Here is a 20,234-nt window from a genome sequence, read left to right on the forward strand (position 1 = left end):
TTGGTGAGGCTTTATGACAAGCACTGCAAAGCATCTGTTAAAGCGAAGTAAGCAATTACCCTTTGTTGAGCTGCGCCAAGCTGAACATTCTGAGGCTTGTTACCATAGCCATTCTCACGATGAGTTTTCCTTTGGCATTATTGATACTGGTGAAGCCATTTATAAAAACATGCAACGCCAGCATCATATTGGCCAAGGACATAGCGTAACCATTAACCCCGGAGATGTGCATTCTTGTAATCCAAAACAAGGTGCTTGGTCTTATCGAATGTTGTTTGTGGAAACGGCTTGGGTAGCGCAACTGCAACAAGAGATGTTTGCGCGTTCTGCCAGTGACTATTTTGCATTCGAGAAGCATTGCTTAAGTCATAAACAAAACTACCGTTTATTAGAGAGCTTGTTTAATAGCATTAAATTAGAGCGAAACACACTAGAGCAAGAAAGCCTGTTGATAGCTTTTTTTGAACAACAATTTGCGGCAAAACATCCATTGCGTGCAGATTTGCGTTGTTTAGCTAAACCGCAATTAAAAAGGGTGAAAGAGTGTATTTCTGATCAGTTAGATAGTCAGCTAAGCTTGGGTGAACTTGCGGAAGTGGCCGGGCTTAGTCGTTTCCATTTAGTGCGCAGTTTCAAGCAGGTTTACGGATTGTCTCCGCATGCCTTTCAACTTAATCAGCGAATTAATCGAGCCAAAGCGTTGTTGCGAGAAGGAAGCAGTATTGCCGACACTGCCTTAGATTTAGGCTTTGCTGATCAAAGTCACTTTCAACGAAATTTCAAAAAGCGCTTGGCACTTACACCTAAGCAGTACCAAGGCTTTTTTGTGTAGCATGCTCACCCTTGTAGGAGCACTGCAGAGTTAGTTCTTTAACGATTCCAACACTGGTAATAAATCACTCGGCTCTTGGCGCTTGGTGTAGTCTGGGTCGACAAAGGCACTCGCGATAGAACCATCTTGGGCAATGACATAAGTTACCGCTAGCGGTAAGTTAAATTGTCCTGCGCCGTTATGTTGTTCTACTTCAATACCAAATGATGAGTAAATAGGGCGTAGCTCTTCAGGTAGGGCAAAAACAATACCTAAGCTTTTGGCGTATTCTGCATTTTCATCACTTAACACCTGAAACTCCAGCTCATTTTTCTCGGCGGTGCTTAACGACGCATCTGGTAGCTCAGGGGTGATCGCCACTAGGTTTGCTCCTAAGGCCTTAATTTGCGGCAAAATTTGCTGGTAGGCGCGTAGCTCTAGGTTGCAGTAGGGACACCAGCCACCACGGTAAAAAGTCACAATAGCCGGACCTTGCTTGAGTAATTCAGCCAAACTAACCGAGTCACCATTTTGATTAGGTAAGGTAAACGCTGGTAGTTGTTGCCCTTGTTGAGGTGCCTTGGCTGCGATACCACTCTCGGCTAAGTTTTTGGTGGCTTGTTTCATTAGTTGCTGCACCTCTAGTGGTGCTTTCGCTACAAAAGAAGCAATGTAATCGGCGATCTCGGTTTGTAAACTCATGGTCAATCCTTAGAAGTGTTAGCTTGTTTTTGAACGTTCATTCAAGCAGTGTTTGAATGAACATTCAAGTTAATTTTGAATAAACGTTCAAAAAGATGTTTAATTGTTTACCTCAAGGTATACTTACACCGAGTTACCTAAGTAGAGTGGATAGATAAATGGCTAAGATGCAGTTTCAGCGTGACCAGGTATTGGAGCAGTCGGCTAACTTGTTTTGGCGAGTGGGTTATAACGCCACTTCTATGCAACAGGTGTTCAAACATACTGGTTTAAAGCCGGGTAGTGTTTACTTAGCCTTTGGTAACAAAGAGGCACTATTTAAAGAGTCTTTAAGCCATTACGCTGAAGTCTCTAAAGCGGGAATTACCAAAAGTTTAGACGCAGCAGAGTCTGTTGAATTGGGCATCTGTGAAATACTTGATGGCATGGTGTCCCAGTCTGCTGCATCGGACTACTGCAGCTGCTTTTTAGTGAAAAGTCAGCTTGAGCTTAGTGATGAGCCAAACTTACAAAGTTTTGTGAGTGAGCAACTACATCAAATAGAGCAGCTTTATGCTGGCTATTTACAAACAAAGTATGGTGAACAAGACGCTAAAACCAAAGCGTGTTGTATCATGCTTCACATCTTTGGTATTCGAGTGTATAGCTACCACCAAGGTAGTGAGTTAGCCATGCGGCAAGCCTTGCGTACCGGGCTTGCTTGGTTGCCATGGCATGGTTTGAACCACTAAAATTAGCGGCTAGCCAGTTAGTTATTACCAACTTAGCTCTTGGTCATCCCAAGACCAAAACCTGCCGCTTTGCTCTGGACTTAGTTGATATATTCTCTTCAGCAGCAATGTTGCACTGCGTTCGCTGGTTAACAGTTTGTGCTTAGCAATATTGGCTTGAAATGGTTTCGATAAGGCTGTGTCGGTAGTACCGGGATGCCAGGCCGCTACACATACTTTAGGGTGAGTGCGTTGCCATTCTATTGCGATGTTTTTTAAGGCCATATTGAGTGCGGCTTTAGCACAGCGATAACTATGCCAACCACCGATGCGATTGTCGCTAATTGATGCCAGCTTGGCCGAGATACTTAAAAATACGCCGGATTGACTATGTTTTAGCGCCTTAGCGGCATGTTTTGCCAGTAACAAACTGGGCAAGGCATTTAGCTGCATGCTCAGCATAAAGCTAGCCGCTTGGCATTGGCTTAAGCTTTTTTCAGGCTTTAACTGAAGCGAGTGTAATACTCCGGCGCAATTTATTAGCCAATCCAGTTGGTGAATATTGGCCATTAGCGCTGCTATCTCTGTTTCATCACTAAGGTCTAGTTGCTGCCAATTAAGCTTAGGATGCTGCAAGGTAGGCATGTTGGAATGCCAAGTGGCTGTGATACTTGTAATCGCTTCTTGTTCGAGCAGTTGTTTAACTAAAGCGAGGCCTATGCCACCGCTGCCGCCAGTTACCAATACTTTCATGTGTAGAGTTTTGTAGTTGGTTTTAAATAGTTACGTGGCGAAGCGTTAACTAGTTTAATAAAGCAGCAATTAACAGAGGGCTAGCGGAGCAAAAATGGTGAGAAATTCAGTGGCAAGCAGGCGCCTGCCACTGTTAGCTATGTTTAGAATAAGTGGCTGTATTGCATAGAGTAGTAGATGGCGTCTGAACGAGTGTGGCCAACTACAGTGTTTGGTAAGCTTGCTCCTGCTAATACGGCGCTATCTTCTAATACTTCCACATCTTTACCACGTACAAAGGCTAGGCCAAAGTCGATGCTTGAGTTTTTGTTTATATGATAGCTGGCACCAGCGGTGTACCAGTTACGATCTGAATCTGGAATAGATAACGAGCTAATCTCATCCACTACACCTTTGTCATGCATGTAACCGGCACGGGCGGTCCAATTTTGATTGATAGTGTAAGTACCACCTAAACTAAACAACCAAGAGTTCTTCCATTGGTAGCTTTTTACTGTGGTGTCTGGGTAATTACCAGTAACCGTAATATGTTCAAAATCACCCCAACTGGTATGTTGCGCCGTGTAGTGAACCGCCCAACTAGGGCTTAACTCGTGGTAACCAGCGATTTGAAAAATGTCGGGTAGAGGAATATGGATTTCTTCAAATTTTGCTCCTCCCACTTCCACATTACCATCAGCTTTAAATGTTGGGCTAAAGCGATAGCTCATACCTAAGCGGTTTTTATCGTTGATCTCGTAGGTAGCACCTAGAATACCACCCAAGGCCCAACCGTCGGCTTCTACGTCAACCAGAGTAGATTGTACGCCTGAACCACCTTGAATCTCGCCTTGACGTTTTAACTTACCTTCACCGTAGATAAAGTCTAAACCAGCACCAATGCTAAATTGTTGGTTAATCCGGTAAGACACGCTGGCATTGAAGTTAGAAGTAATAATCTCTGTTTCGCCAAGTAAATCAACAGGGGTAATTGGCGCACCGCTGTTATTTAAAGAACTAATATCGGTACCTGTACCAAAATTAGAAAAGGCACCTACGCCAACAGCAAAGGCATCGTTAATTGGGTGGATGTAGTAGATGTTAGGAATAACTTTGTTGTCCGCTGCGTCTGGTTCGCTACCGTATTGAATGGTGCCGCCCAAAGCGCTTACATCTTTAATGGTTACATCTACGTCTGCGTAGGTTAAACCCAATGACAAGGCTTTGCGGTCGAACATCGCCATGGCTGCAGGGTTACGTGATAATACCGATGCATTATCAGCAATAACTGCGTCACCAGAAAACGCACGACCAATACCGGTGGCCGATTGGCTATTTAATTGAAAACCTGCCGCTAAACTTTGGCCAGTAAGTAATGAGGCGCTAATTGCAACTAGACTTAATTTACGTTTATCCATAACTTCTAATCTCTCGAATAAGTGTCTCAGTTCGCATGGCGTAACTGAATTGTTTTATTTTTGTAATATTTTCCGCATCTTAGGCAAGTGATCGGTCCTCTACAACTCCGACCAGAGCGAATATTCTAATGTTGAAATTGTTAAAAGCGGTGGTCTGACCTGAATGTTGCAAGCTAAGCGTCTGGTTTATAGTGCATAATTTTGTTAAGCAGCATCTGAACACTTGCTGCTCTTAATTGATTTACAATGCGATAGACGACTATTAATTTCACAAAATGAGAGCTTAATACGCAGGAGCAAACCATGATACGCCATATTTTACTGATTAAGTTTAAGGCTGATGCTAGTGAAACGAGCATTCAGCAAGTGCAACAAAGCTTTCTAGATATCCCTAATAAAATCAGCGGTGTGTTAAGTGTTGAGTGGGGCCATAACGATAGCCCAGAGGGTTTAAACAAAGACTACCAATACAGTGTATTAATGAGCTTTTCTGACGAAGCAGCTAGGCAAAGTTATTTATCTCACATAGAACACGAAAAATTAAAGCTGGATTTTGTTCCTTTGCTCGAAGACATCATTGTGTTTGATTACACCCTATAATCTTGCAGTTGAATACCAGGGGCTAAAGTGAGCATGGTGTAGCCATTTATTTCTATGAATTAGTGGTTTTAGGTCTTACCAGCGTTGATTAACTTGTTGCTGTGTTTTTAATCAATTATGCTTGGGTTGATAATAAACACATTAGGTGTTGCTAGCTTGAGCTAGTTTATGCCCTGTTGTATGAGGCTTAGTTTGCAAATGAAAAAGGTAGTAATCGGCTTATTAATGGCTTTTTTGGTCGCTTGTGGTTCTGAGCAAGAAGACTCAGCCTCAGTAAGCATGGCTAATCCCGCTGCGGTATATTGTGTTGAGCAAGGTGGAGATCCGCAAATTAAGAAAACCGCAAAGGGTGAGGTAGGGTATTGTCACTTTGCCGACGGGCGAGTGGTAGAGCAATGGGATTTTTACCGCGCTAGCTTAGAGTAAGCCCCGTTGTTTTTAGTTTTTGACCGTTAGCGAATTGTCTTATGATGATTGATACACGCTGATATAGCTATTGGGTGCAGGTTCAGAAATGATAAAACTAAGTGCAATGTTAGTGATTGTAGGTGGTTTGCTCAGCCTTAGCGCTTGCAAACAAAAGCCGGAGATATACAGCGGTCATTTTGTCTATGGTCATGAAGTGAGGGAGTTTATTCCCTGTGGCCGCTCCGCTGTTTGGTGGCAAGCAGATAAAGAGGTGGTTGCCGACCTACTCGAGTTTTACCAAAGCAAGATTACTCAGCCTTACCAAGCCATTTATGTTCAAGCCGAAGCAAAGCTTCTTCCCGCCTCCACCGACGGTTATGCCCAAGACTATCCCGCAGTGCTGCGTTTAGATAAGATACTAGATTGGCAGCTTAGTGTGCCGCCAAATTGTCTTGTCTCCCCTCAGCAATAAAGGACTTTAGCTTTGCTAGCGCGTTTGATTTTTTCTGTTTGTACCGTTGTTACCTGTTTAAGCAGTTTGGTGATTTTGGGTTTGAGCTGGTGGCCTTTGTTGTTTTTAGCCCTCGCCGCATTTGTCTGCTTATCTATATATATTAAAGCCTTAGACTATATAGCCATATTGCTGGCTAGAATTGGCGGAGTATTAGCTCTGTTAGGCTTAGCATTGCTAATGTTAGCGGCAACTGTTGGTGGCAGCTTTCATTTATCGCCAAGTAATTGGCTAATGGCGGGCTTGATGCTTACTATGGCAATATCAGGATTGAGCGCTTTCTTTTGGCAACCAGCTGAGTCTCAAAATGCAGAGGAGTAAACATGTTTAAGGCGTTTCATCATGTGGCGATTATCTGCTCTGACTATAGCCGCTCAAAACACTTTTATTGTGAATTGTTAGGCCTCGAAGTTATCGCCGAACATTATCGAGAGCAGCGCAACTCTTACAAGTTGGATTTAGCTTTGCCTAGCGGTGAGCAAATCGAACTATTTTCTTTTGCCGACGCTCCTACAAGGCCAAGTTACCCAGAAGCGCAGGGCTTGCGACACTTAGCATTTGCGGTGGAGGATGTTGAAAAAAGCGTTGCCATATTAAGCGCTAAAGGAATTAAGTTAGAGCCGGTGCGAATTGATCCCTACACCGGCAAACAGTTCACCTTTTTCAGTGACCCAGATGGCTTACCACTGGAGTTGTATCAGCAATAAGTGTGTTTAAGACGTTGGAATTACGGTGTTAGTTTCGACCAGCCATTACTCCGCCATCTACATCCCACACCGCACCGGTAACCCAATCGGCTTTATCACTCAGTAAAAAGCTCACGGTATTGGCTAGAACTGCTATTGTTATTGGGCCTCGGATACCTTTTACTCTTAAACGCTTAACAATAATTGCCGTTCTATTTTTCTCTAAACGCTGCTTTGTAGTGGCTTAAGAAATAGCCCTAGAAGCAATAAAAATTAAGTTATCGGTCTAAGTAGCCACAGTCGCCATTGCTCCTCGCATGGAGTATCAAGTTACCGAATTTGGCGACAAATTCTTACGCATTTTGGATCAGCTAGAAGAGCTGCAACAAGAACTAACTCAATAGCATAATTGGTTGATCGTTTTAGCTTTTAGCTGCGTAAATACAGGGTGAAAAGAATTCTTAAGGTAGGCAATGAGCGCACAACTACTCTGGTTTAGAAACGATCTAAGGACAAAAGATAATCAAGCCTTAAGTGCTGCAGTGCAAAGCGGTCAAGCTGTATTGGCGGTATATACCCTCTGTAGCAAGCAATGGCAGCAACATCACTTAGCGCCTATTCAGGCAGATTTAATCGTGCGTCGATTAGCACAACTCCAGCAAGATCTAGCCGCACTTAATATTCCCCTGGTAGTGGCTGAGTTGGCTAGTTTTAAGCAGGTGCCAGAGTATTTGTTAAGCCTGTGCCAACAACATCAAATTACCGATGTGCATTGCCATTATCAATATGAGCTAAACGAGCAAGAGCGCGATGAAGCTGTGGAGCACCTGCTTAGCCAGCAAGCGATAAGTGTTTATCGCCATCATGGCGAGTGTGTGGTGAACCCTGGCCGCGTACTAACTAAAAGTGGCGAGAACTTTAAGGTGTTTACACCTTTTCGTAAGGCTTGGTTGGCGAGCTTAACTGAGCAATCTTTTAGTCCTTTAAGTTCGCCTGCTGCGGTACATAAAAGTTTAGTCTCTCGGTCTCTCACGCAGCTGCTTGAGCAGCCGCAAGAGATAAGCTGCAGTTACCCGCGAGAGAACAGCAATGCTTGGGCTAGCGATGATCAACAAATCATTCAGCAATTACGAGACTTTAGTGCCAGCAAGGCTAGTGATTACAAAGAGCACCGCGATATTCCAGCACTTGATGCAACCAGCCGTTTGTCGGCTTATTTGGCCTTGGGAATGCTATCGGCACGTCAATGTTTAGCGAGGTTGTATTTGGAGCATGCCGAGGATATAGCCTCGCAACAAGGCGGTGCTTTTACTTGGTTGAGCGAAATAATTTGGCGCGAGTTTTACCGTCATTTAATCGCTGCAAACCCTAGATTATGTAAGGGAGAGGCCTACTTAGGGTGGACCGAATCTGTCGCTTGGCAAAGTGATAAGGCCTTACTTGAAGCTTGGCAGCAAGGCAAAACGGGCTACCCGATAGTAGATGCCGCGATGCAGCAACTTAAGCAAACGGGTTGGATGCACAATCGCCTGCGGATGGTGGTAGCCAGCTTTTTGACCAAAGACTTGCTGATTGATTGGCGCGAAGGTGAGCGCTGGTTTATGCAACACCTCATCGATGGAGACTTTGCCTCGAATAACGGCGGTTGGCAATGGGCGGCGTCAACCGGCACTGATGCGCAACCCTACTTTCGCATTTTTAACCCCACCACTCAGGCGCAGCGTTTTGATCCCGAGGGCGAATTTGTTCAGGCTTGGCTTCCAGAGTTAGCTCAAGTTCCCGGTAAACATGTTCACACTCCGCACACCTGGGCGGAGAAAAATGGCTTGTCGATAAACTACCCCATGCCTATTGTTGAGCATGGACAACAACGCAAATACGCGCTGCACTTATTTGAACAGGCTAAAAGTATGGGGCAGGCCAAAATTATCGCTTGACCTTCCCCTTGCGGGAAGGTTTACACTTTACTCCTAGTGCTAATGCCTATGGAGTAGTAAATGACTCAAACTTTGGTTTTCCCCTTACGGGGCTTACGGTGTGCCGGCTGTGTTGGCAAGGTTGAAAAACTCTTGTCTGGGCAGGAGGGTGTGTCTGAAGTGTCAGTTAACTTGGCGCTGAACCAAGTTCGCCTAGATAGCGCCGCCCCAGCATTATTACCCAAGTTACGTCAGCTATTAGCTGAGCAAGGTTTTGATATTCCGTTCGTACGTCATTGCTGGCAGATAGAAGGCCTAAACTGTGCTAGTTGTGTAAGTAAGCTGGAAAATGCCTTAGCCAAGCTTGAAGGCATTGATAAGGTTAATGTCAATCTGGCCTTAAACCAAGTTAGCTTTGAGCTATTACCCGATGCTCAAGACCTCGCTCAAGTGAAGCAAGCTTTAACAAGCAATGGTTTTACTCTCAAGCAAAGCGCTACAAACTCAAGCAATCCTCCTGCTACCTCTTTACCTTGGCGCTTATTGTTGAGCATGGCTTTATCTTTACCCTTGGTGCTGCCAATGCTAGAGAGTAGCTTTACTGTGCCTTCCTTGTGGCAGTTTTTACTCGCTACTCCGGTACAGTTTCTTATTGCTAAGCCCTTTTATCGCGGGGCATTTCAAGCTTTAAAGCAAGGTAGCAGCACCATGGATACCCTGGTGGTGATGGGCACCAGTACTGCTTATTTTTATAGTATTTACCTGTGGTTGAGTGGGCAGGCGGGGCATTTATACTTTGAAGCCGCTGCAGTGATAATTACGCTCATTTTGCTGGGTAAACATTTAGAAGAGCGAGCCAAGCAACGGGCTGCAAAAAGCATTGCCGAGTTGGTGAACCTTAGCCCGCAACGCGCCTTAAGAGTTAATCAGCAAGGGCTTAGCGAAGAAGTCGATGTTGCAGAGTTGCGTATTGGCGATGTAATTTTGGTTAAGCCGGGTGAGCAAATCGCTGCAGACGGTGAAGTTAGTTGGGGCAGTAGTGAGGTATCAGAAGCTGTTATCACCGGCGAGAGTGTTCCTTTAGAAAAATCGCTTAATGACTCGGTACTTGCTGGCAGTTTAAATGGCTCGGGTTTACTGCAGGTGAAAGTCACGGCAGAGAACCAACATAGTACCTTGAGTAAAATTATTCAATTAGTGAGTGAAGCTCAATCTGGGAAAGCGCCGATACAAGGTTTGGTGGATAAAATAAGCCATTATTTTGTACCAGTGGTATTGCTAATAGCCTTGGCAACCTTGCTAGTTTGGACGCTGTTGGGTGACTTTAACCAAGGGCTGATTGCCGCTGTGTCGGTGCTTGTGATTGCATGCCCTTGCGCACTGGGCTTAGCAACACCTACTGCCTTAGTGGCTGGCACCGGACGCGGAGCAAAGTTGGGGATTTTATATCGCAACATCCAAGCGCTTGAGCTTAGCCACAAAGTTACCGATGTGGTGTTTGATAAAACCGGAACCCTAACTCAAGGCAAACCTAGTTTGGTTAAGCTTGCGGCTAGCGAGAGTACTAATGAAGAAGAATTGATTCGCCTAGCGGCAAGTGCCCAGCAAGGAAGCCAGCATCCTTTGGCGAGTGCTATGTTAAAGGCTGCTGAATCGGTTCCTCTAGCGCCGTTAAACTACTTTAATAGTTATCCGGGTTTAGGCATAGAAGCTCAGCTGCGCATCGATGATGAGAGCGAGGCAATGTACTATCTAGGCAATCTTAGCTTTATAGAGCATCGTTTAGGGCAGGGCCTAGAGCACGCTATTCCGTCTCAACTACAAAGTAGTACTGAGCAATGGCTGGCTGAAGGACTTACCACTGTTTATGTGGCGAATAAACAGCAAGTATTGGGGGTGTTGGCCTTAAAAGATGAAATGCGAAGTAACGCTAAAATTGCGGTAGAGGCCTTGCAAAGCTTGGCCTTAAACACTCATTTACTTAGTGGTGACGCCAAATCGGTAACTGAAGATTTTGCTCAGCAAGTGGCTATTCAACACTGGCAAGCTGAGTTGTTACCAGAGCAAAAGTTGGCACAAGTTAGTCAGATGCAAGCGCAAAATTCTGTTGTAATGATGCTGGGTGACGGTGTTAACGACGCGCCCGCTTTAGCTAAGGCTGATGTTGGCATTGCCATGGGCGGTGGTAGCGATATTGCCTTAAATAGCGCGGATATAGTGTTAATGAGAGACGATCCTTTGTTGATTGCACAGGCGATAGCCTTAGCGAAACAAACCTGGCGAACTCTACAGCAAAACTTGTTTTGGGCCTTTATCTACAATCTTATTGGGATCCCTATTGCGGCAATGGGTTTACTAAATCCCGCTTTTGCTGGCGCGGCGATGGCCTTAAGTTCGGTGTGTGTAGTGAGCAATGCGGTGCGACTAAATTATTGGCAAAGCCCAATTACTCACAGTGAAAAGGACGTTTAGTGATGATCAAAATTGGTGAAGCGGCCAAGCTCAGCGGTTTGTCTATCAAAACAGTACGTTATTACCACGACGTAGGTTTAGTTGAAGCGCTTAAGGCGGAAAATGGCTATCGTTATTACAATGAGCATCAAATAAGACATCTACGTTTTCTAGGCAACTGTAGAGAGCTAGGGTTTAGCTTAAGCCAGAGCCAACAGTTGTTGTCTCTATATGTAGATAAGCAGCGTAGCGCCAGTGAAGTAAAGCACATCGCGACTGAACATCTTAGCGAAATAGAGCAACGCATTGAGCAACTTCAACAGTTGCAGCAAAGCTTAGCTAGAATGGTGGCTTGTTGTCATGGCGACGCAAGACCCGATTGCCCAATTATTGATGGCTTAGCTGCGAGCTAGTGTTTACTAACTGCGGCGCAGTCGAACCACCTTCATTATCTCAAACTCGAAGCCGGCGCGTAGCTGCTGGCTTGGATAATAGCTTAGGTTTACCCGAGCGCCTTTTAGATCTTGGTAGCGCTGCTTACGTTTATAGATAAAAGGCACATCGTAGCCCGCTATCATTAGGGTATGTAAGATCCAGTCTCCTTCTTCACGCTGCACATGTGACGCCACTTTTACATTTTCTGAATGTATCAGTGCAGGGCGTTTTTTAAGTAAGCTTTCTGGATCTTTTTTCAGCATCTAAGTTTAACCGTACACACAAAGGTAAGCGGTTTGTGTAGGCACTTTTAGCTGAAACTTTGCATTGCCAGGTACGTTGAACTTGTCGCCATCTTTATAGCTGTTCCACTCAGTTTCACCAGGCAGTTTAACAATCAATTCGCCTGCTACTACCACCATTAGTTCTGGTTCAGCTGTGCCAAACTCATATTCGCCTATTGCCATAACACCAACAGAAGATGGCTTCTCTTTTCCAAAGAATCCGATTGATTTAACTTGACCGTCAAAGTATTCATTACTCTTTAACATCATATTTCCTTGTTTGAATCGATTGTGCAAAAGCGCAGGCTAGCATAATGTTAGGATATTTGGATCGACTAATGAGTTATTTGCACAATGAATGAACAGCTTCTATCGGCAAATGAGCCGTTTGATAAAACCTTATTACTGAAGGTAGCGCGTCATAAAATGCCATTTGGTAAATATGCTGGCCGAGAAATTATTCGCTTGCCTGAAGAGTACTTGCTCTGGTTTGCCAATAATGATGGTTTTCCAAATGGAGAGTTAGGCCAATTAATGGCATTAGCTCTTGAAATTCAAATAGCTGGCCTAGAAAAAATCATCTGGCCACTAATTGATACAAAACATCAATAACTTTCGTTCTCAATTGGTTGTTTTTCGTCCATCTCTTTGCTAGCGTGTTAATTCTAAATGCTTTTGTTCAGAACTTTAATCAAAATTTAACAGTTTATTGATGGTTTAGGGCTGATCTTATTGAGTATTTAGTAGAGAATGTAAATCGCTGTAGCAATGCTTGTTGATAGTCCAAAGTTTTTCCTGGTTCTAAATTATTTAGGTGTGGTTAAATTTTTGTCGCTGGCTTGCCTAGCAAATACGTTAAATTGCACATGAAATATGAGAGGACGATAATGTCAGGTCAGGGATTATCAGGAACCGTTAAATGGTTCAACGATGAAAAAGGTTTTGGTTTTATTGCACAAGAGAAAGGTCCGGACGTTTTTGTTCACTTTCGCGCTATCAACGGTAACGGTCGCCGTACCTTAGCTGAAGGTCAAGCGGTAACGTTTGATGTTGTTCAAGGCCAAAAAGGTCCGCAAGCTGAAAACGTAACTGCGCTTTAATCTACGTAGTTGTCTGTTTCAGTTAAAACGCTATCACTTAGATAGCGTTTTTTTTTGTTTACAGTTACGACTAAGGTTGAATACTTATAGTATTGTCAGCGAGTTAGCTGCTTTGTTAATCTGATCTAGGGCCTGCTGACCTTTCGAACAAAGTTAATCGCGAAAGATCAACAGACCCTCGTAACAAATTGAAAGATTTTATAGCTGTTCAGGTCTGTGTAGGGCGATCAATTTCGACCTTATTCATTTAACAAGGATAGGTTAGACCGTGATTTCAAAATCTTGTTTGGTGCCAGAAATGCAAACTATTGCCGATAGTTTTTGGCATTACTCGGAGCAGGTTTATTCAAGACCTGAAGTGAAGAAACTGTGTTTATGGCTGCAAGAGCAACACACCCGTAACGTAAACCTGCTGCTTTGGTTGAGCTTTTGCCAACAGCAACGCTGGACAGTTAATTTAGAGCTATTGCTCAGCCAAATTAATAGTAGCGAACAGAAAATTACTGAGTTCCGCCGCCATCGGAAAAAGATGAAGCCCCACCTTAGTGAAACTCAATACCAGCTATTACTCAAACACGAATTAAAGCTTGAACGCCGCCAACAACAATTATTAGTACTCAGCCAGCAGCGCCACCCAGGGCGACAAACTGCTGACGCAGCACTGACTAACTATCTTAACCAGGCTGAAGCATCAGGCCAGTACTTAGCCACAATGCACTTAGCCATCCTCGAAAGTAAATCGCAGCCTTGCATTGACTAACTATCTTAGTCAGGCTGAAGCACCAACTCAGTGCTTTGCCATTCGAGATGACAAGCTGCAGACCTAGCACGACTAACTACCATAACTAGGCTGAGTCATTAGCCTAGCCCTTCGTCACCGTTAATTTCGTCACAGTTAACTTAGATACATAAACTTAGCTATCCAATAGCTAGCTCTGATGCTGGTATAAGGTTTTGTAAAGACCTGTTTGTTCAATTAGTTGCTGATGCTCACCTACTTGGCTAATGGCGCCATCATCTAATACGTAAATCAGATCTGCTTGTTTAATAGCACTTAAACGATGAGCAATAATTAGGGTGGTTCGCTGGTCTAAAAAGCCTTGCAGGTTGCGGTGCAGTTTCGCCTCTGTGTCTGTATCTAAGGCTGAGGTTGCTTCATCTAACACCACCACTTGAGGTTTAGCTAAGATCATTCTTGCTATCGCGAGGCGCTGTTTTTGCCCTCCCGAGAGTCTTACGCCACTTCTACCCACTAGCGTGTCTAAGGTATCGGGCAGTTTTTCCACGGTTGTTTGTAGCTCGGCAATAGCCAAGGCTTGCCACAGCTCTTCATCACTGTGTTGGCGCCCCATGTTGAGGTTTTCTCGCACCGAGGTATTAAACAAAATAGGTTGCTGCAAAACCGTGGAGATATTGCTGCGGATGGTGGAGTAACCGACTTTTTCTATGGGCGCTTTGTCTAGCAGTATTTGCCCACTGTCTTTTTGGTAAAGCCCCAGCAGCAGATTAACTAAGGTAGATTTACCTCCGCCGCTGACCGACACTACCGCAACTTTTTTACCTGCTGGCAGGGTTAGGCTAATGTCTTTTAGTACTGGAGATTCTGCTGAGTAGCTAAAGTTGACGTTCTTGAATTCAATATCAAAGTTTTGCTGTTTAGCAAAGGGATCAACTTCGCAAGGGTAGTGCGGCTCTTGTTTTAGTTCAAACAGTTGGTTTAGGCGGGCCAACGCTGCATTGGCACTGAAGTAGCTGTATTGAATGCTTAATATTTCTTGTACTGGCCCCATCATGAACCATAAGTAACCAAATACCGCGAAGATTTGCCCTACGGTTAAATCGGAAAAAACTACCATTAACATGGCTATTGCGCGAAAGACCTCAAAGCCAACGAGAAAGATGGTAAAGCTGAGGCGATTAACCGCATCAGTTTTCCAATGCGAGGCGATTGCGTGATCTTTTAACTCACCAGCTGCACTAATCACTCGCGAAAAGTAATGACTTTCACGTTGGGTTGCGCGTAGCTGCTGAATACTGTCTAAGGTTTCAATTAAGGCAAGTTGAAAGGCTTCAAAGGCGGCATTTTCTTTTTTCTTTAGCTCTTTTACATGGCTACCAAAAGAGCGAGAAAAGTAGATAACAGCAGGGTTTAGTAGCAGAATAATTAATCCTAGCTGCCAATCAATCCACAACAAAATAATTGCAGTGCCAATAATGGTAAGTAGAGCGACTAAAAACTTAGAAAGGCTTTCACTAATAAACTTATCTAGGGTTTCTACGTCGGTGATACAACGGGCGCTAATCCCACCAGAGCCTTGGGTTTCATATTCGCGTAGCTCAACCTTGGGTAGGTGTTCGACCAAGCGCTGGCGAATCAAAAAGCTAATTTGCTTGCCGATAAAGGTAAACTGTCTGGCTTGTAGCACGCCGATCACTAAGGATGATAAGCGCAAGCAAACAACCACAGCAAGAATCGACAGGATATAAGCCGTGGCGCTATGCCAAGCCTCTGGCAGCACTTGTTGTAATACTTCGATGGCTTTGCCCGGTTTTTCCAGTAGCACTTCGTCAACCAGTAGGGGCATCATTAGCGGAATAGGCACACTGACTAGCGTTGCCATAATGGCAATTAAGTGTGCGTATACTAAAGGCTTTTTGTAGTGGAAAATTTGTTGGCGAATCGTTGCCCAAGTAAAGGCAGCCGAGCGGGCGTCTGAATGCATAATCTAAATAAGAATCTTTTTCATCTGTAATTGGGCAAGTCTACGGAGACTATGATGAAAAAGCTAGAGGCTGCAAGCATTCTAGCCTGCAGCTTTATCTGGTTTAGTGTAATTAGAACAGCAAAAAATACCGAGCTTATTCGTCGCTGGTATCTATGTCGCTGGCTTTTTGGGCCTTTTTCTGGCGAATAATCGGCGCGTCACCCATCTCGGTACCAGCTGCAAAAGTTTTATTAGCTTTCACCTTAGGCTTGCTAGCTTTGGCTTTTGCTTTGCTTTGGGGTTTATGGCTATTTTTACTAAAGCTCGGTTTGGTATTTTTAGCGCGTAAGCCTTTAAATTTGGCGGCTAAGCCCTCTAGGCTGACAAATTCAACCTTTTGCTCGAGCAGCGCTTCTAAGCTTTTAAAACTATACCAATCTTTTGGCCCTACTAATGAGTAGGCTTGTCCAAGATTACCCGCGCGGCCGGTTCGGCCAATGCGGTGTACGTATTCTTCGACGTGTTTGGGCATGTCGAAGTTGATCACGTGAGAGACTTGCACAATATCAAGGCCACGAGAGGCAAGGTCGGTGGTAAACAATACCTTTTGATGGCCACGGCTAAACTCGTCCATGATCTTGTTGCGCGCGCCTTGGTTTAAATCTGCATTTAATGCTGAGCAACTGATACCTTGCTCGCTAAAAGCATCGGCTAGGCGCTGGGTGTCGGCACGTGTTGCAGTAAACACAATGGCCTGTTTGACCGAATCTTGTTTGAGTATTTCAGCAAGTTGCGCTTGTTTGTGGTCGAGGTGATCACTTAATAAAAATTGCTGACTAATATCTTGGTGCTGGGTAAAGCTAAAACCTACTGCAATGCGCTCTGGCTCATTGAGTAACTCAAGGGCAAAGGAGTTAATGGCGGCATCATCTAAGGTGGCTGAAAACATTAAGGTTTGGCGCTTACGATGATTAGCGGCTTTGTTTACATAATTAAGCTGTTCAGCAAAACCCAGATCGAGCATACGGTCGGCTTCGTCGAGAATCAGTAGCTCAAGACCATCTAAAAATAAGTGACGCTTACTTAAATGATCGGCCAAGCGGCCTGGCGTTGCTACAACAACCTGAGGATCTTTACGTAGCAACTTACTTTGATCGTTAAAGTTTTCTCCGCCGGTGATAAGGCAAGCGCGGGTTTGCGTATTGGCAATTAGCAAACGAAGCTGAGCAAATACTTGCTTAGCAAGCTCGCGGGTGGGCGTTAAAATTAGCGTGCGTGCATCGCGCTTAGAGAGAGCTCGCGTTTTTAGCATACGCTGCATGGCTGGCAGTAAGTACGCTAAGGTTTTACCTGAACCTGTTTTAGAGGATGCCAGTAGATCTTTGCCTATCATTGCTGCGGGAATTGCCCGAGCTTGGATCTCGGTGGTTTCACTAAAGCCAAGGTGCTCAATGGTTTTATTTAGGCGGGGATCTAAGCCCAGTTCAGAAAACTGCAAGTTGTAACTCTCTTCAAATGTATGTGAGTGAGATTATAACCGTAAATGCCTTGGCTCACATTATGGTTTCGAGCTTAATTCGATCACTTAAGCAACTATTCAGTTTATTTTGCTGTAAAACTCTTGGTGGTAATGAAATTGTTTACTTAGGTAATCGTTTTAGGCTTAGTTATTGATTTATAACATAACAGTATAAAAAACAGACACTTTTACTTGCCTAAGCAGGGTGAGCTTGCCATAGTTGAGGCTGCAAGGATGAGCTTTAGCAAAGGATTGATAATGGCTGGTATTTCCGAAAGGGCTGCAGGTTCAAGGCGGCGATTTTCGTTTCATATTCATCTAGTTAGTGTGATGGTTTTAATGCTGATTACCAGTGGCTTAGTGATCGGCACACTTAACTATTTTCATACTAGCGATATTGTGGCCGAAAACCAGGCCAGAGCTTTGGAGCAAGTTGGCCGTGCCACGGTATCTGAACTTGAAGGTGTGATGTTCCCTGCGCAAAACTTCGTGCATAGCTTGGCGGCAATGAATTTAGACATGTCGCAGCTTAACAACAGCCAACGTAGTTGGTTACCTATGTTGTATTCAAGTTTAAGCCAACAGCGCGGTTTGTCGGCGGTTTACATGGGCTATGACAATGGCGATTTTTATTTAGTTCGCCCTCTAGATACTTTGGAAAAACGCCAGATGGTCAGTGCGCCTATCGGCTCAGTGGTATTGGTCACTAAAATAGTCAACGGTCAGTCGAGTAATCTATTTTACGATAACGAATTAATGCCAATTCGTGATGAAATTGAACGTAATTATCAGTTAGACCCTCGTGAACGTCCTTGGTATAAACTCGCAGTAAACAGTCTCGGCATTGTTGCTACCGATCCTTATATTTTTTACACCACCAAAGAAGTAGGGGTGACTTTTGCTCATGCCAACAAGCAACGCAACATGGTGGTGGGCGCCGATCTTACTTTAGCCAGTGTTTCTGAAAGTTTAAATAAAAACAAACTCAGTGAGTCATCGTTATTGGTGATGTTTAACAGTGAATACTCGGTGTTAGCGCACCAGCAAGCCTCGTGGATTGCTGAGAATCTTCAGGTTACCGAAGAAAACGTAATTTTACCGCGCTTAGATAAACAAGATTTAGGCGTTCTTTCTCAATTTTCTGAACATTCTGGCGCAGCCGATGGCGGCAGCTTTATTATTAATGGTGAGCATGAGGATTGGATTGGTCAAATTATTGAGCTCACTTTAGAGGTTAATGTCGATAAGGAAAGTGTAAAAATTGATAAGCTGTTCTTGGGGCTGGCTTCACCTGAAGATGAAATCTTAATGGATGCGCGAGCGGCGCGTGACCAATCGGTTATTTTTAGTATTTTCATTGTGTTGGTTTCAATACCTATTGCTTGGTATGTGTCTCGCTTGGTCGCCAAACCTTTGCGTGAATTAATGAATCAAAATGAGGCAATAATGGCCTTCGATTTTGATGCCACTAAGCAAGTTAATTCAGTGGTATTAGAGGTGCATCAATTAAGTCGCATTACTGAGCAGCTTAAAAAAACTATCAAACAGTTTTCAGATGTGTCGACCATGTTGGGTGAAGAAGATAACTTTGGTCGCTTGCTCGATAAATGTGTGCAAGAAATGCAAACCATATTGGATATGGAGCAAGGTGCAATTTGGTTGAAGAACGATCAATTGTTTGAGTTGCAAACTCAAGCTCCAGAGGGCTTGGAGCTACCGCAAACCTTTACTTATGCTGATACATTAACTCAGTCACTGGTGAAGCACTTGCTCGACGCAACTACTAGCTCTACAACTAAGTTTACTCGTTTAGAGTATCAAGGCCGACCCCTTAATTTAGTGGTATCCCCACTGATTAACCGGGAAAACAAATTAGTAGGTATGATTGCCTCTTTTAGCCACCATCAAGCTAATGTGTCGCCAAGAGTATTGTCGTTTATCGACGCCCTAAGTAGCGTAGTAACGATTGCTATAGAAAATCGCCATTTAATTGAATCGCAGAAGAATTTGCTGGAAGCCTTTATAAAACTAACGGCTGGTGCGATTGATGCTAAATCCCCCTATACCGGCGGGCATTGCCAGCGGGTTCCAGAGCTAACTAAGATGCTGGCCAATGCAGCTGTAGAGCAACAACAGGGGGTATTTGCTGAATTCACAATGAGTGACGCGCAATGGGAAGAGCTATACATTGCCAGTTGGTTACATGATTGCGGTAAAGTTACCACGCCAGAGTACGTGGTGGATAAAGCCACTAAGCTGGAAACTATTTACGACCGAATCCATGAAGTTCGGATGCGCTTTGAAGTACTTAAACGAGATGCTCAGCTTGGCTATTGGCAGCAAGTGGCCAGCGGTGTAACAGACGAGCAGCAACAAGTTTTACAAGAGCAATTAAACCAGCAACTAGCGAGCTTGGATGAAGAGTTTGCCTTTGTGGCGAAATCTAATATCGGTGGTGAGTTTATGGGCGCTGAAGATATTGAGCGCTTACAACAAATAGCTCAACGAACTTGGCTACGCACCATTGACGATAGCTTAGGTTTATCACACATGGAGCTTGACCGCCGTACCTCGCAAAGCGTGCATTTACCAGTAAGCGAAAAACTATTGGATGATAAACCCGAGCATATTATTCATCGTCGCGAAGATGAGAAGATTGATATCGACAACCCTTGGGGCTTTAAGCTTAAAGTTCCCGAGCATAAATACAATCGTGGTGAACTTTATAACTTAAGTATTGCGCGCGGAACTTTAAGTGAAGAAGAGCGCTACAAGATTAACGACCATATTGTGCAAACCATTATTATGTTGGAAAAGTTACCCTTCCCGCATCACTTAAGAAGAGTGCCGGAAATAGCAGGTGGTCACCATGAAAAAATGGATGGTACTGGCTACCCGAAACAGCTTACCAAAGAGCAAATGCCTACCACTGCTCGAATGATGGCGGTGGCAGATATTTTTGAAGCCTTAACGGCAGTGGATAGGCCTTATAAAAAAGGGAAGAGCTTGAGCCAGTCACTGAAAATTATGCGCTTTATGTGTGACGACAAACATATAGATGCCGATATATTTAGGCTGTTTTTACACTCAGGGATTTATCTCGAGTACGCTAAAACGTTCTTAAAACCGGAGCAAATAGACCAAGTAGATATAAACGACTATTTGCCCGATCAAGCTTAAGTGCTGTGCCCTCTCACGCTTATATCTTGTTAGCGGTAAAACCGTTTAGGCTCGGCAAGGGTTGTC

At 44.1% G+C, this 20,234-nt stretch carries 21 protein-coding genes and 1 pseudogene; 14 read left to right on the forward strand and 8 right to left on the reverse strand.

The window, feature by feature from the left end; all coding sequences use genetic code 11:
• Positions 1-13: 13 nt before the first annotated feature.
• Positions 14-832, forward strand: coding sequence for an AraC family transcriptional regulator (locus tag K5609_RS04985; protein WP_221076225.1), 819 nt, complete (start codon positions 14-16; stop codon positions 830-832).
• Between the two features lie 30 nt (positions 833-862).
• Here the strand turns inward: K5609_RS04985 and K5609_RS04990 are convergent, their stop codons facing one another.
• The gene (locus tag K5609_RS04990; RefSeq protein WP_221076226.1) at positions 863-1,513 is read right to left on the reverse strand and encodes a peroxiredoxin-like family protein; all 651 of its coding nucleotides are present in this window, start codon (positions 1,511-1,513) and stop codon (positions 863-865) included.
• A 158-nt stretch (positions 1,514-1,671) separates the two neighbouring features.
• Here K5609_RS04990 and K5609_RS04995 point away from each other — a divergent pair, with 158 nt between their 5' ends.
• Positions 1,672-2,244: a TetR/AcrR family transcriptional regulator gene (locus K5609_RS04995; RefSeq protein ID WP_221076227.1), complete on the forward strand. Its 573-nt coding sequence runs from the start codon at positions 1,672-1,674 to the stop codon at positions 2,242-2,244.
• Between the two features lie 24 nt (positions 2,245-2,268).
• Here the strand turns inward: K5609_RS04995 and K5609_RS05000 are convergent, their stop codons facing one another.
• Both K5609_RS05000 and K5609_RS05005 read right to left on the reverse strand, forming a co-directional pair.
• Positions 2,269-2,976, reverse strand: a complete 708-nt coding sequence (locus tag K5609_RS05000; protein WP_221076228.1) for an SDR family NAD(P)-dependent oxidoreductase — start codon at positions 2,974-2,976, stop codon at positions 2,269-2,271.
• Between the two features lie 143 nt (positions 2,977-3,119).
• Positions 3,120-4,373, reverse strand: coding sequence for an OmpP1/FadL family transporter (locus tag K5609_RS05005; protein WP_221076229.1), 1,254 nt, complete (start codon positions 4,371-4,373; stop codon positions 3,120-3,122).
• A 303-nt stretch (positions 4,374-4,676) separates the two neighbouring features.
• Between K5609_RS05005 and K5609_RS05010 the strand changes: the two genes are divergently transcribed.
• The 5 genes from K5609_RS05010 to gloA2 all read left to right on the forward strand — a co-directional run bounded on the left by K5609_RS05010 (position 4,677) and on the right by gloA2 (position 6,599).
• The gene (locus K5609_RS05010; protein WP_221076230.1) at positions 4,677-4,973 is read left to right on the forward strand and encodes a Dabb family protein; all 297 of its coding nucleotides are present in this window, start codon (positions 4,677-4,679) and stop codon (positions 4,971-4,973) included.
• Positions 4,974-5,171: 198 nt separating this feature from the next.
• The gene (locus tag K5609_RS05015) at positions 5,172-5,399 is read left to right on the forward strand and encodes a putative hemolysin (RefSeq protein ID WP_221076231.1); all 228 of its coding nucleotides are present in this window, start codon (positions 5,172-5,174) and stop codon (positions 5,397-5,399) included.
• A gap of 88 nt (positions 5,400-5,487) precedes the next feature.
• Positions 5,488-5,853, forward strand: a complete 366-nt coding sequence (locus K5609_RS05020; protein ID WP_221076232.1) for a hypothetical protein — start codon at positions 5,488-5,490, stop codon at positions 5,851-5,853.
• A 12-nt stretch (positions 5,854-5,865) separates the two neighbouring features.
• Positions 5,866-6,213, forward strand: coding sequence for a hypothetical protein (locus K5609_RS05025; protein WP_221076233.1), 348 nt, complete (start codon positions 5,866-5,868; stop codon positions 6,211-6,213).
• 2 nt (positions 6,214-6,215) lie between these two features.
• Positions 6,216-6,599: an SMU1112c/YaeR family gloxylase I-like metalloprotein gene (gloA2, locus tag K5609_RS05030; RefSeq protein ID WP_221076234.1), complete on the forward strand. Its 384-nt coding sequence runs from the start codon at positions 6,216-6,218 to the stop codon at positions 6,597-6,599.
• A gap of 28 nt (positions 6,600-6,627) precedes the next feature.
• On the opposite strand, the pseudogene K5609_RS21700 reads toward gloA2, so the two are convergent.
• Positions 6,628-6,732 (reverse strand): annotated as a pseudogene (locus K5609_RS21700) (sugar dehydrogenase); the annotation flags it as partial.
• Positions 6,733-7,051: 319 nt separating this feature from the next.
• On the opposite strand from K5609_RS21700, the gene phrB reads away from it, so the two are divergent.
• From phrB to K5609_RS05045, 3 genes are read left to right on the forward strand one after another with little or no spacing between them, the layout of a single operon-like run.
• Positions 7,052-8,515 (forward strand): deoxyribodipyrimidine photo-lyase, encoded by a 1,464-nt coding sequence (phrB, locus tag K5609_RS05035; RefSeq protein WP_221076235.1) that lies wholly within the window; start codon positions 7,052-7,054, stop codon positions 8,513-8,515.
• Positions 8,516-8,575: 60 nt separating this feature from the next.
• Complete coding sequence (locus tag K5609_RS05040; RefSeq protein WP_221076236.1) at positions 8,576-10,966, forward strand: heavy metal translocating P-type ATPase; 2,391 nt, start codon at positions 8,576-8,578, stop codon at positions 10,964-10,966.
• Positions 10,967-10,968: 2 nt separating this feature from the next.
• The gene (locus K5609_RS05045; RefSeq protein ID WP_221077204.1) at positions 10,969-11,358 is read left to right on the forward strand and encodes a MerR family DNA-binding protein; all 390 of its coding nucleotides are present in this window, start codon (positions 10,969-10,971) and stop codon (positions 11,356-11,358) included.
• Positions 11,359-11,364: 6 nt separating this feature from the next.
• Here the strand turns inward: K5609_RS05045 and K5609_RS05050 are convergent, their stop codons facing one another.
• Complete coding sequence (locus K5609_RS05050; protein ID WP_205472613.1) at positions 11,365-11,643, reverse strand: hypothetical protein; 279 nt, start codon at positions 11,641-11,643, stop codon at positions 11,365-11,367.
• 6 nt (positions 11,644-11,649) lie between these two features.
• Entirely contained in the window at positions 11,650-11,931 is a 282-nt protein-coding gene (gene ppnP / locus K5609_RS05055) for a pyrimidine/purine nucleoside phosphorylase (protein WP_221076237.1), read from the reverse strand.
• A gap of 87 nt (positions 11,932-12,018) precedes the next feature.
• Between ppnP and K5609_RS05060 the strand changes: the two genes are divergently transcribed.
• From K5609_RS05060 to K5609_RS05070, 3 genes are all read left to right on the forward strand, one after another.
• Positions 12,019-12,276 carry a DUF3820 family protein gene (locus K5609_RS05060; protein ID WP_221076238.1) on the forward strand — a complete coding sequence of 86 codons (258 nt, stop codon included), beginning with the start codon at positions 12,019-12,021 and terminating at the stop codon, positions 12,274-12,276.
• 275 nt (positions 12,277-12,551) lie between these two features.
• Positions 12,552-12,764, forward strand: a complete 213-nt coding sequence (locus tag K5609_RS05065; RefSeq protein WP_221076239.1) for a cold-shock protein — start codon at positions 12,552-12,554, stop codon at positions 12,762-12,764.
• Positions 12,765-13,032: 268 nt separating this feature from the next.
• Positions 13,033-13,524: a TIGR02444 family protein gene (locus K5609_RS05070; RefSeq protein ID WP_221076240.1), complete on the forward strand. Its 492-nt coding sequence runs from the start codon at positions 13,033-13,035 to the stop codon at positions 13,522-13,524.
• 169 nt (positions 13,525-13,693) lie between these two features.
• Here the strand turns inward: K5609_RS05070 and K5609_RS05075 are convergent, their stop codons facing one another.
• Together K5609_RS05075 and K5609_RS05080 are read right to left on the reverse strand one after the other, a co-directional pair.
• Positions 13,694-15,487, reverse strand: coding sequence for an ABC transporter ATP-binding protein (locus tag K5609_RS05075; protein WP_221076241.1), 1,794 nt, complete (start codon positions 15,485-15,487; stop codon positions 13,694-13,696).
• Positions 15,488-15,623: 136 nt separating this feature from the next.
• Entirely contained in the window at positions 15,624-16,967 is a 1,344-nt protein-coding gene (locus K5609_RS05080) for a DEAD/DEAH box helicase (protein ID WP_221076242.1), read from the reverse strand.
• Positions 16,968-17,246: 279 nt separating this feature from the next.
• Here K5609_RS05080 and K5609_RS05085 point away from each other — a divergent pair, with 279 nt between their 5' ends.
• Positions 17,247-20,168: an HD domain-containing phosphohydrolase gene (locus K5609_RS05085; protein WP_221076243.1), complete on the forward strand. Its 2,922-nt coding sequence runs from the start codon at positions 17,247-17,249 to the stop codon at positions 20,166-20,168.
• Positions 20,169-20,234 lie beyond the last annotated feature (66 nt).

The organism is Agarivorans aestuarii (assembly GCF_019670125.1).
In the GTDB taxonomy this organism is placed as follows: Bacteria; Pseudomonadota; Gammaproteobacteria; order Enterobacterales; family Celerinatantimonadaceae; genus Agarivorans; species Agarivorans aestuarii.

Excerpts from the sequence above, each read along its gene's own strand:
- K5609_RS05075 (WP_221076241.1), bottom strand. The coding sequence starts at position 15,487 with ATGCATTCAGACGCCCGCTCGGCTGCCTTTACTTGGGCAACGATTCGC.
- ppnP (WP_221076237.1), bottom strand. The coding sequence starts at position 11,931 with ATGTTAAAGAGTAATGAATACTTTGACGGTCAAGTTAAATCAATCGGA.
- K5609_RS04985 (WP_221076225.1), top strand. The coding sequence starts at position 14 with ATGACAAGCACTGCAAAGCATCTGTTAAAGCGAAGTAAGCAATTACCC.
- K5609_RS05065 (WP_221076239.1), top strand. The coding sequence starts at position 12,552 with ATGTCAGGTCAGGGATTATCAGGAACCGTTAAATGGTTCAACGATGAA.
- K5609_RS05050 (WP_205472613.1), bottom strand. The coding sequence starts at position 11,643 with ATGCTGAAAAAAGATCCAGAAAGCTTACTTAAAAAACGCCCTGCACTG.
- K5609_RS05010 (WP_221076230.1), top strand. The coding sequence starts at position 4,677 with ATGATACGCCATATTTTACTGATTAAGTTTAAGGCTGATGCTAGTGAA.
- K5609_RS05040 (WP_221076236.1), top strand. The coding sequence starts at position 8,576 with ATGACTCAAACTTTGGTTTTCCCCTTACGGGGCTTACGGTGTGCCGGC.
- K5609_RS04990 (WP_221076226.1), bottom strand. The coding sequence starts at position 1,513 with ATGAGTTTACAAACCGAGATCGCCGATTACATTGCTTCTTTTGTAGCG.
- K5609_RS05085 (WP_221076243.1), top strand. The coding sequence starts at position 17,247 with ATGGCTGGTATTTCCGAAAGGGCTGCAGGTTCAAGGCGGCGATTTTCG.
- K5609_RS05060 (WP_221076238.1), top strand. The coding sequence starts at position 12,019 with ATGAATGAACAGCTTCTATCGGCAAATGAGCCGTTTGATAAAACCTTA.
- gloA2 (WP_221076234.1), top strand. The coding sequence starts at position 6,216 with ATGTTTAAGGCGTTTCATCATGTGGCGATTATCTGCTCTGACTATAGC.
- K5609_RS05005 (WP_221076229.1), bottom strand. The coding sequence starts at position 4,373 with ATGGATAAACGTAAATTAAGTCTAGTTGCAATTAGCGCCTCATTACTT.
- phrB (WP_221076235.1), top strand. The coding sequence starts at position 7,052 with ATGAGCGCACAACTACTCTGGTTTAGAAACGATCTAAGGACAAAAGAT.
- K5609_RS05015 (WP_221076231.1), top strand. The coding sequence starts at position 5,172 with ATGAAAAAGGTAGTAATCGGCTTATTAATGGCTTTTTTGGTCGCTTGT.
- K5609_RS05000 (WP_221076228.1), bottom strand. The coding sequence starts at position 2,976 with ATGAAAGTATTGGTAACTGGCGGCAGCGGTGGCATAGGCCTCGCTTTA.
- K5609_RS05045 (WP_221077204.1), top strand. The coding sequence starts at position 10,969 with ATGATCAAAATTGGTGAAGCGGCCAAGCTCAGCGGTTTGTCTATCAAA.
- K5609_RS05020 (WP_221076232.1), top strand. The coding sequence starts at position 5,488 with ATGATAAAACTAAGTGCAATGTTAGTGATTGTAGGTGGTTTGCTCAGC.
- K5609_RS04995 (WP_221076227.1), top strand. The coding sequence starts at position 1,672 with ATGGCTAAGATGCAGTTTCAGCGTGACCAGGTATTGGAGCAGTCGGCT.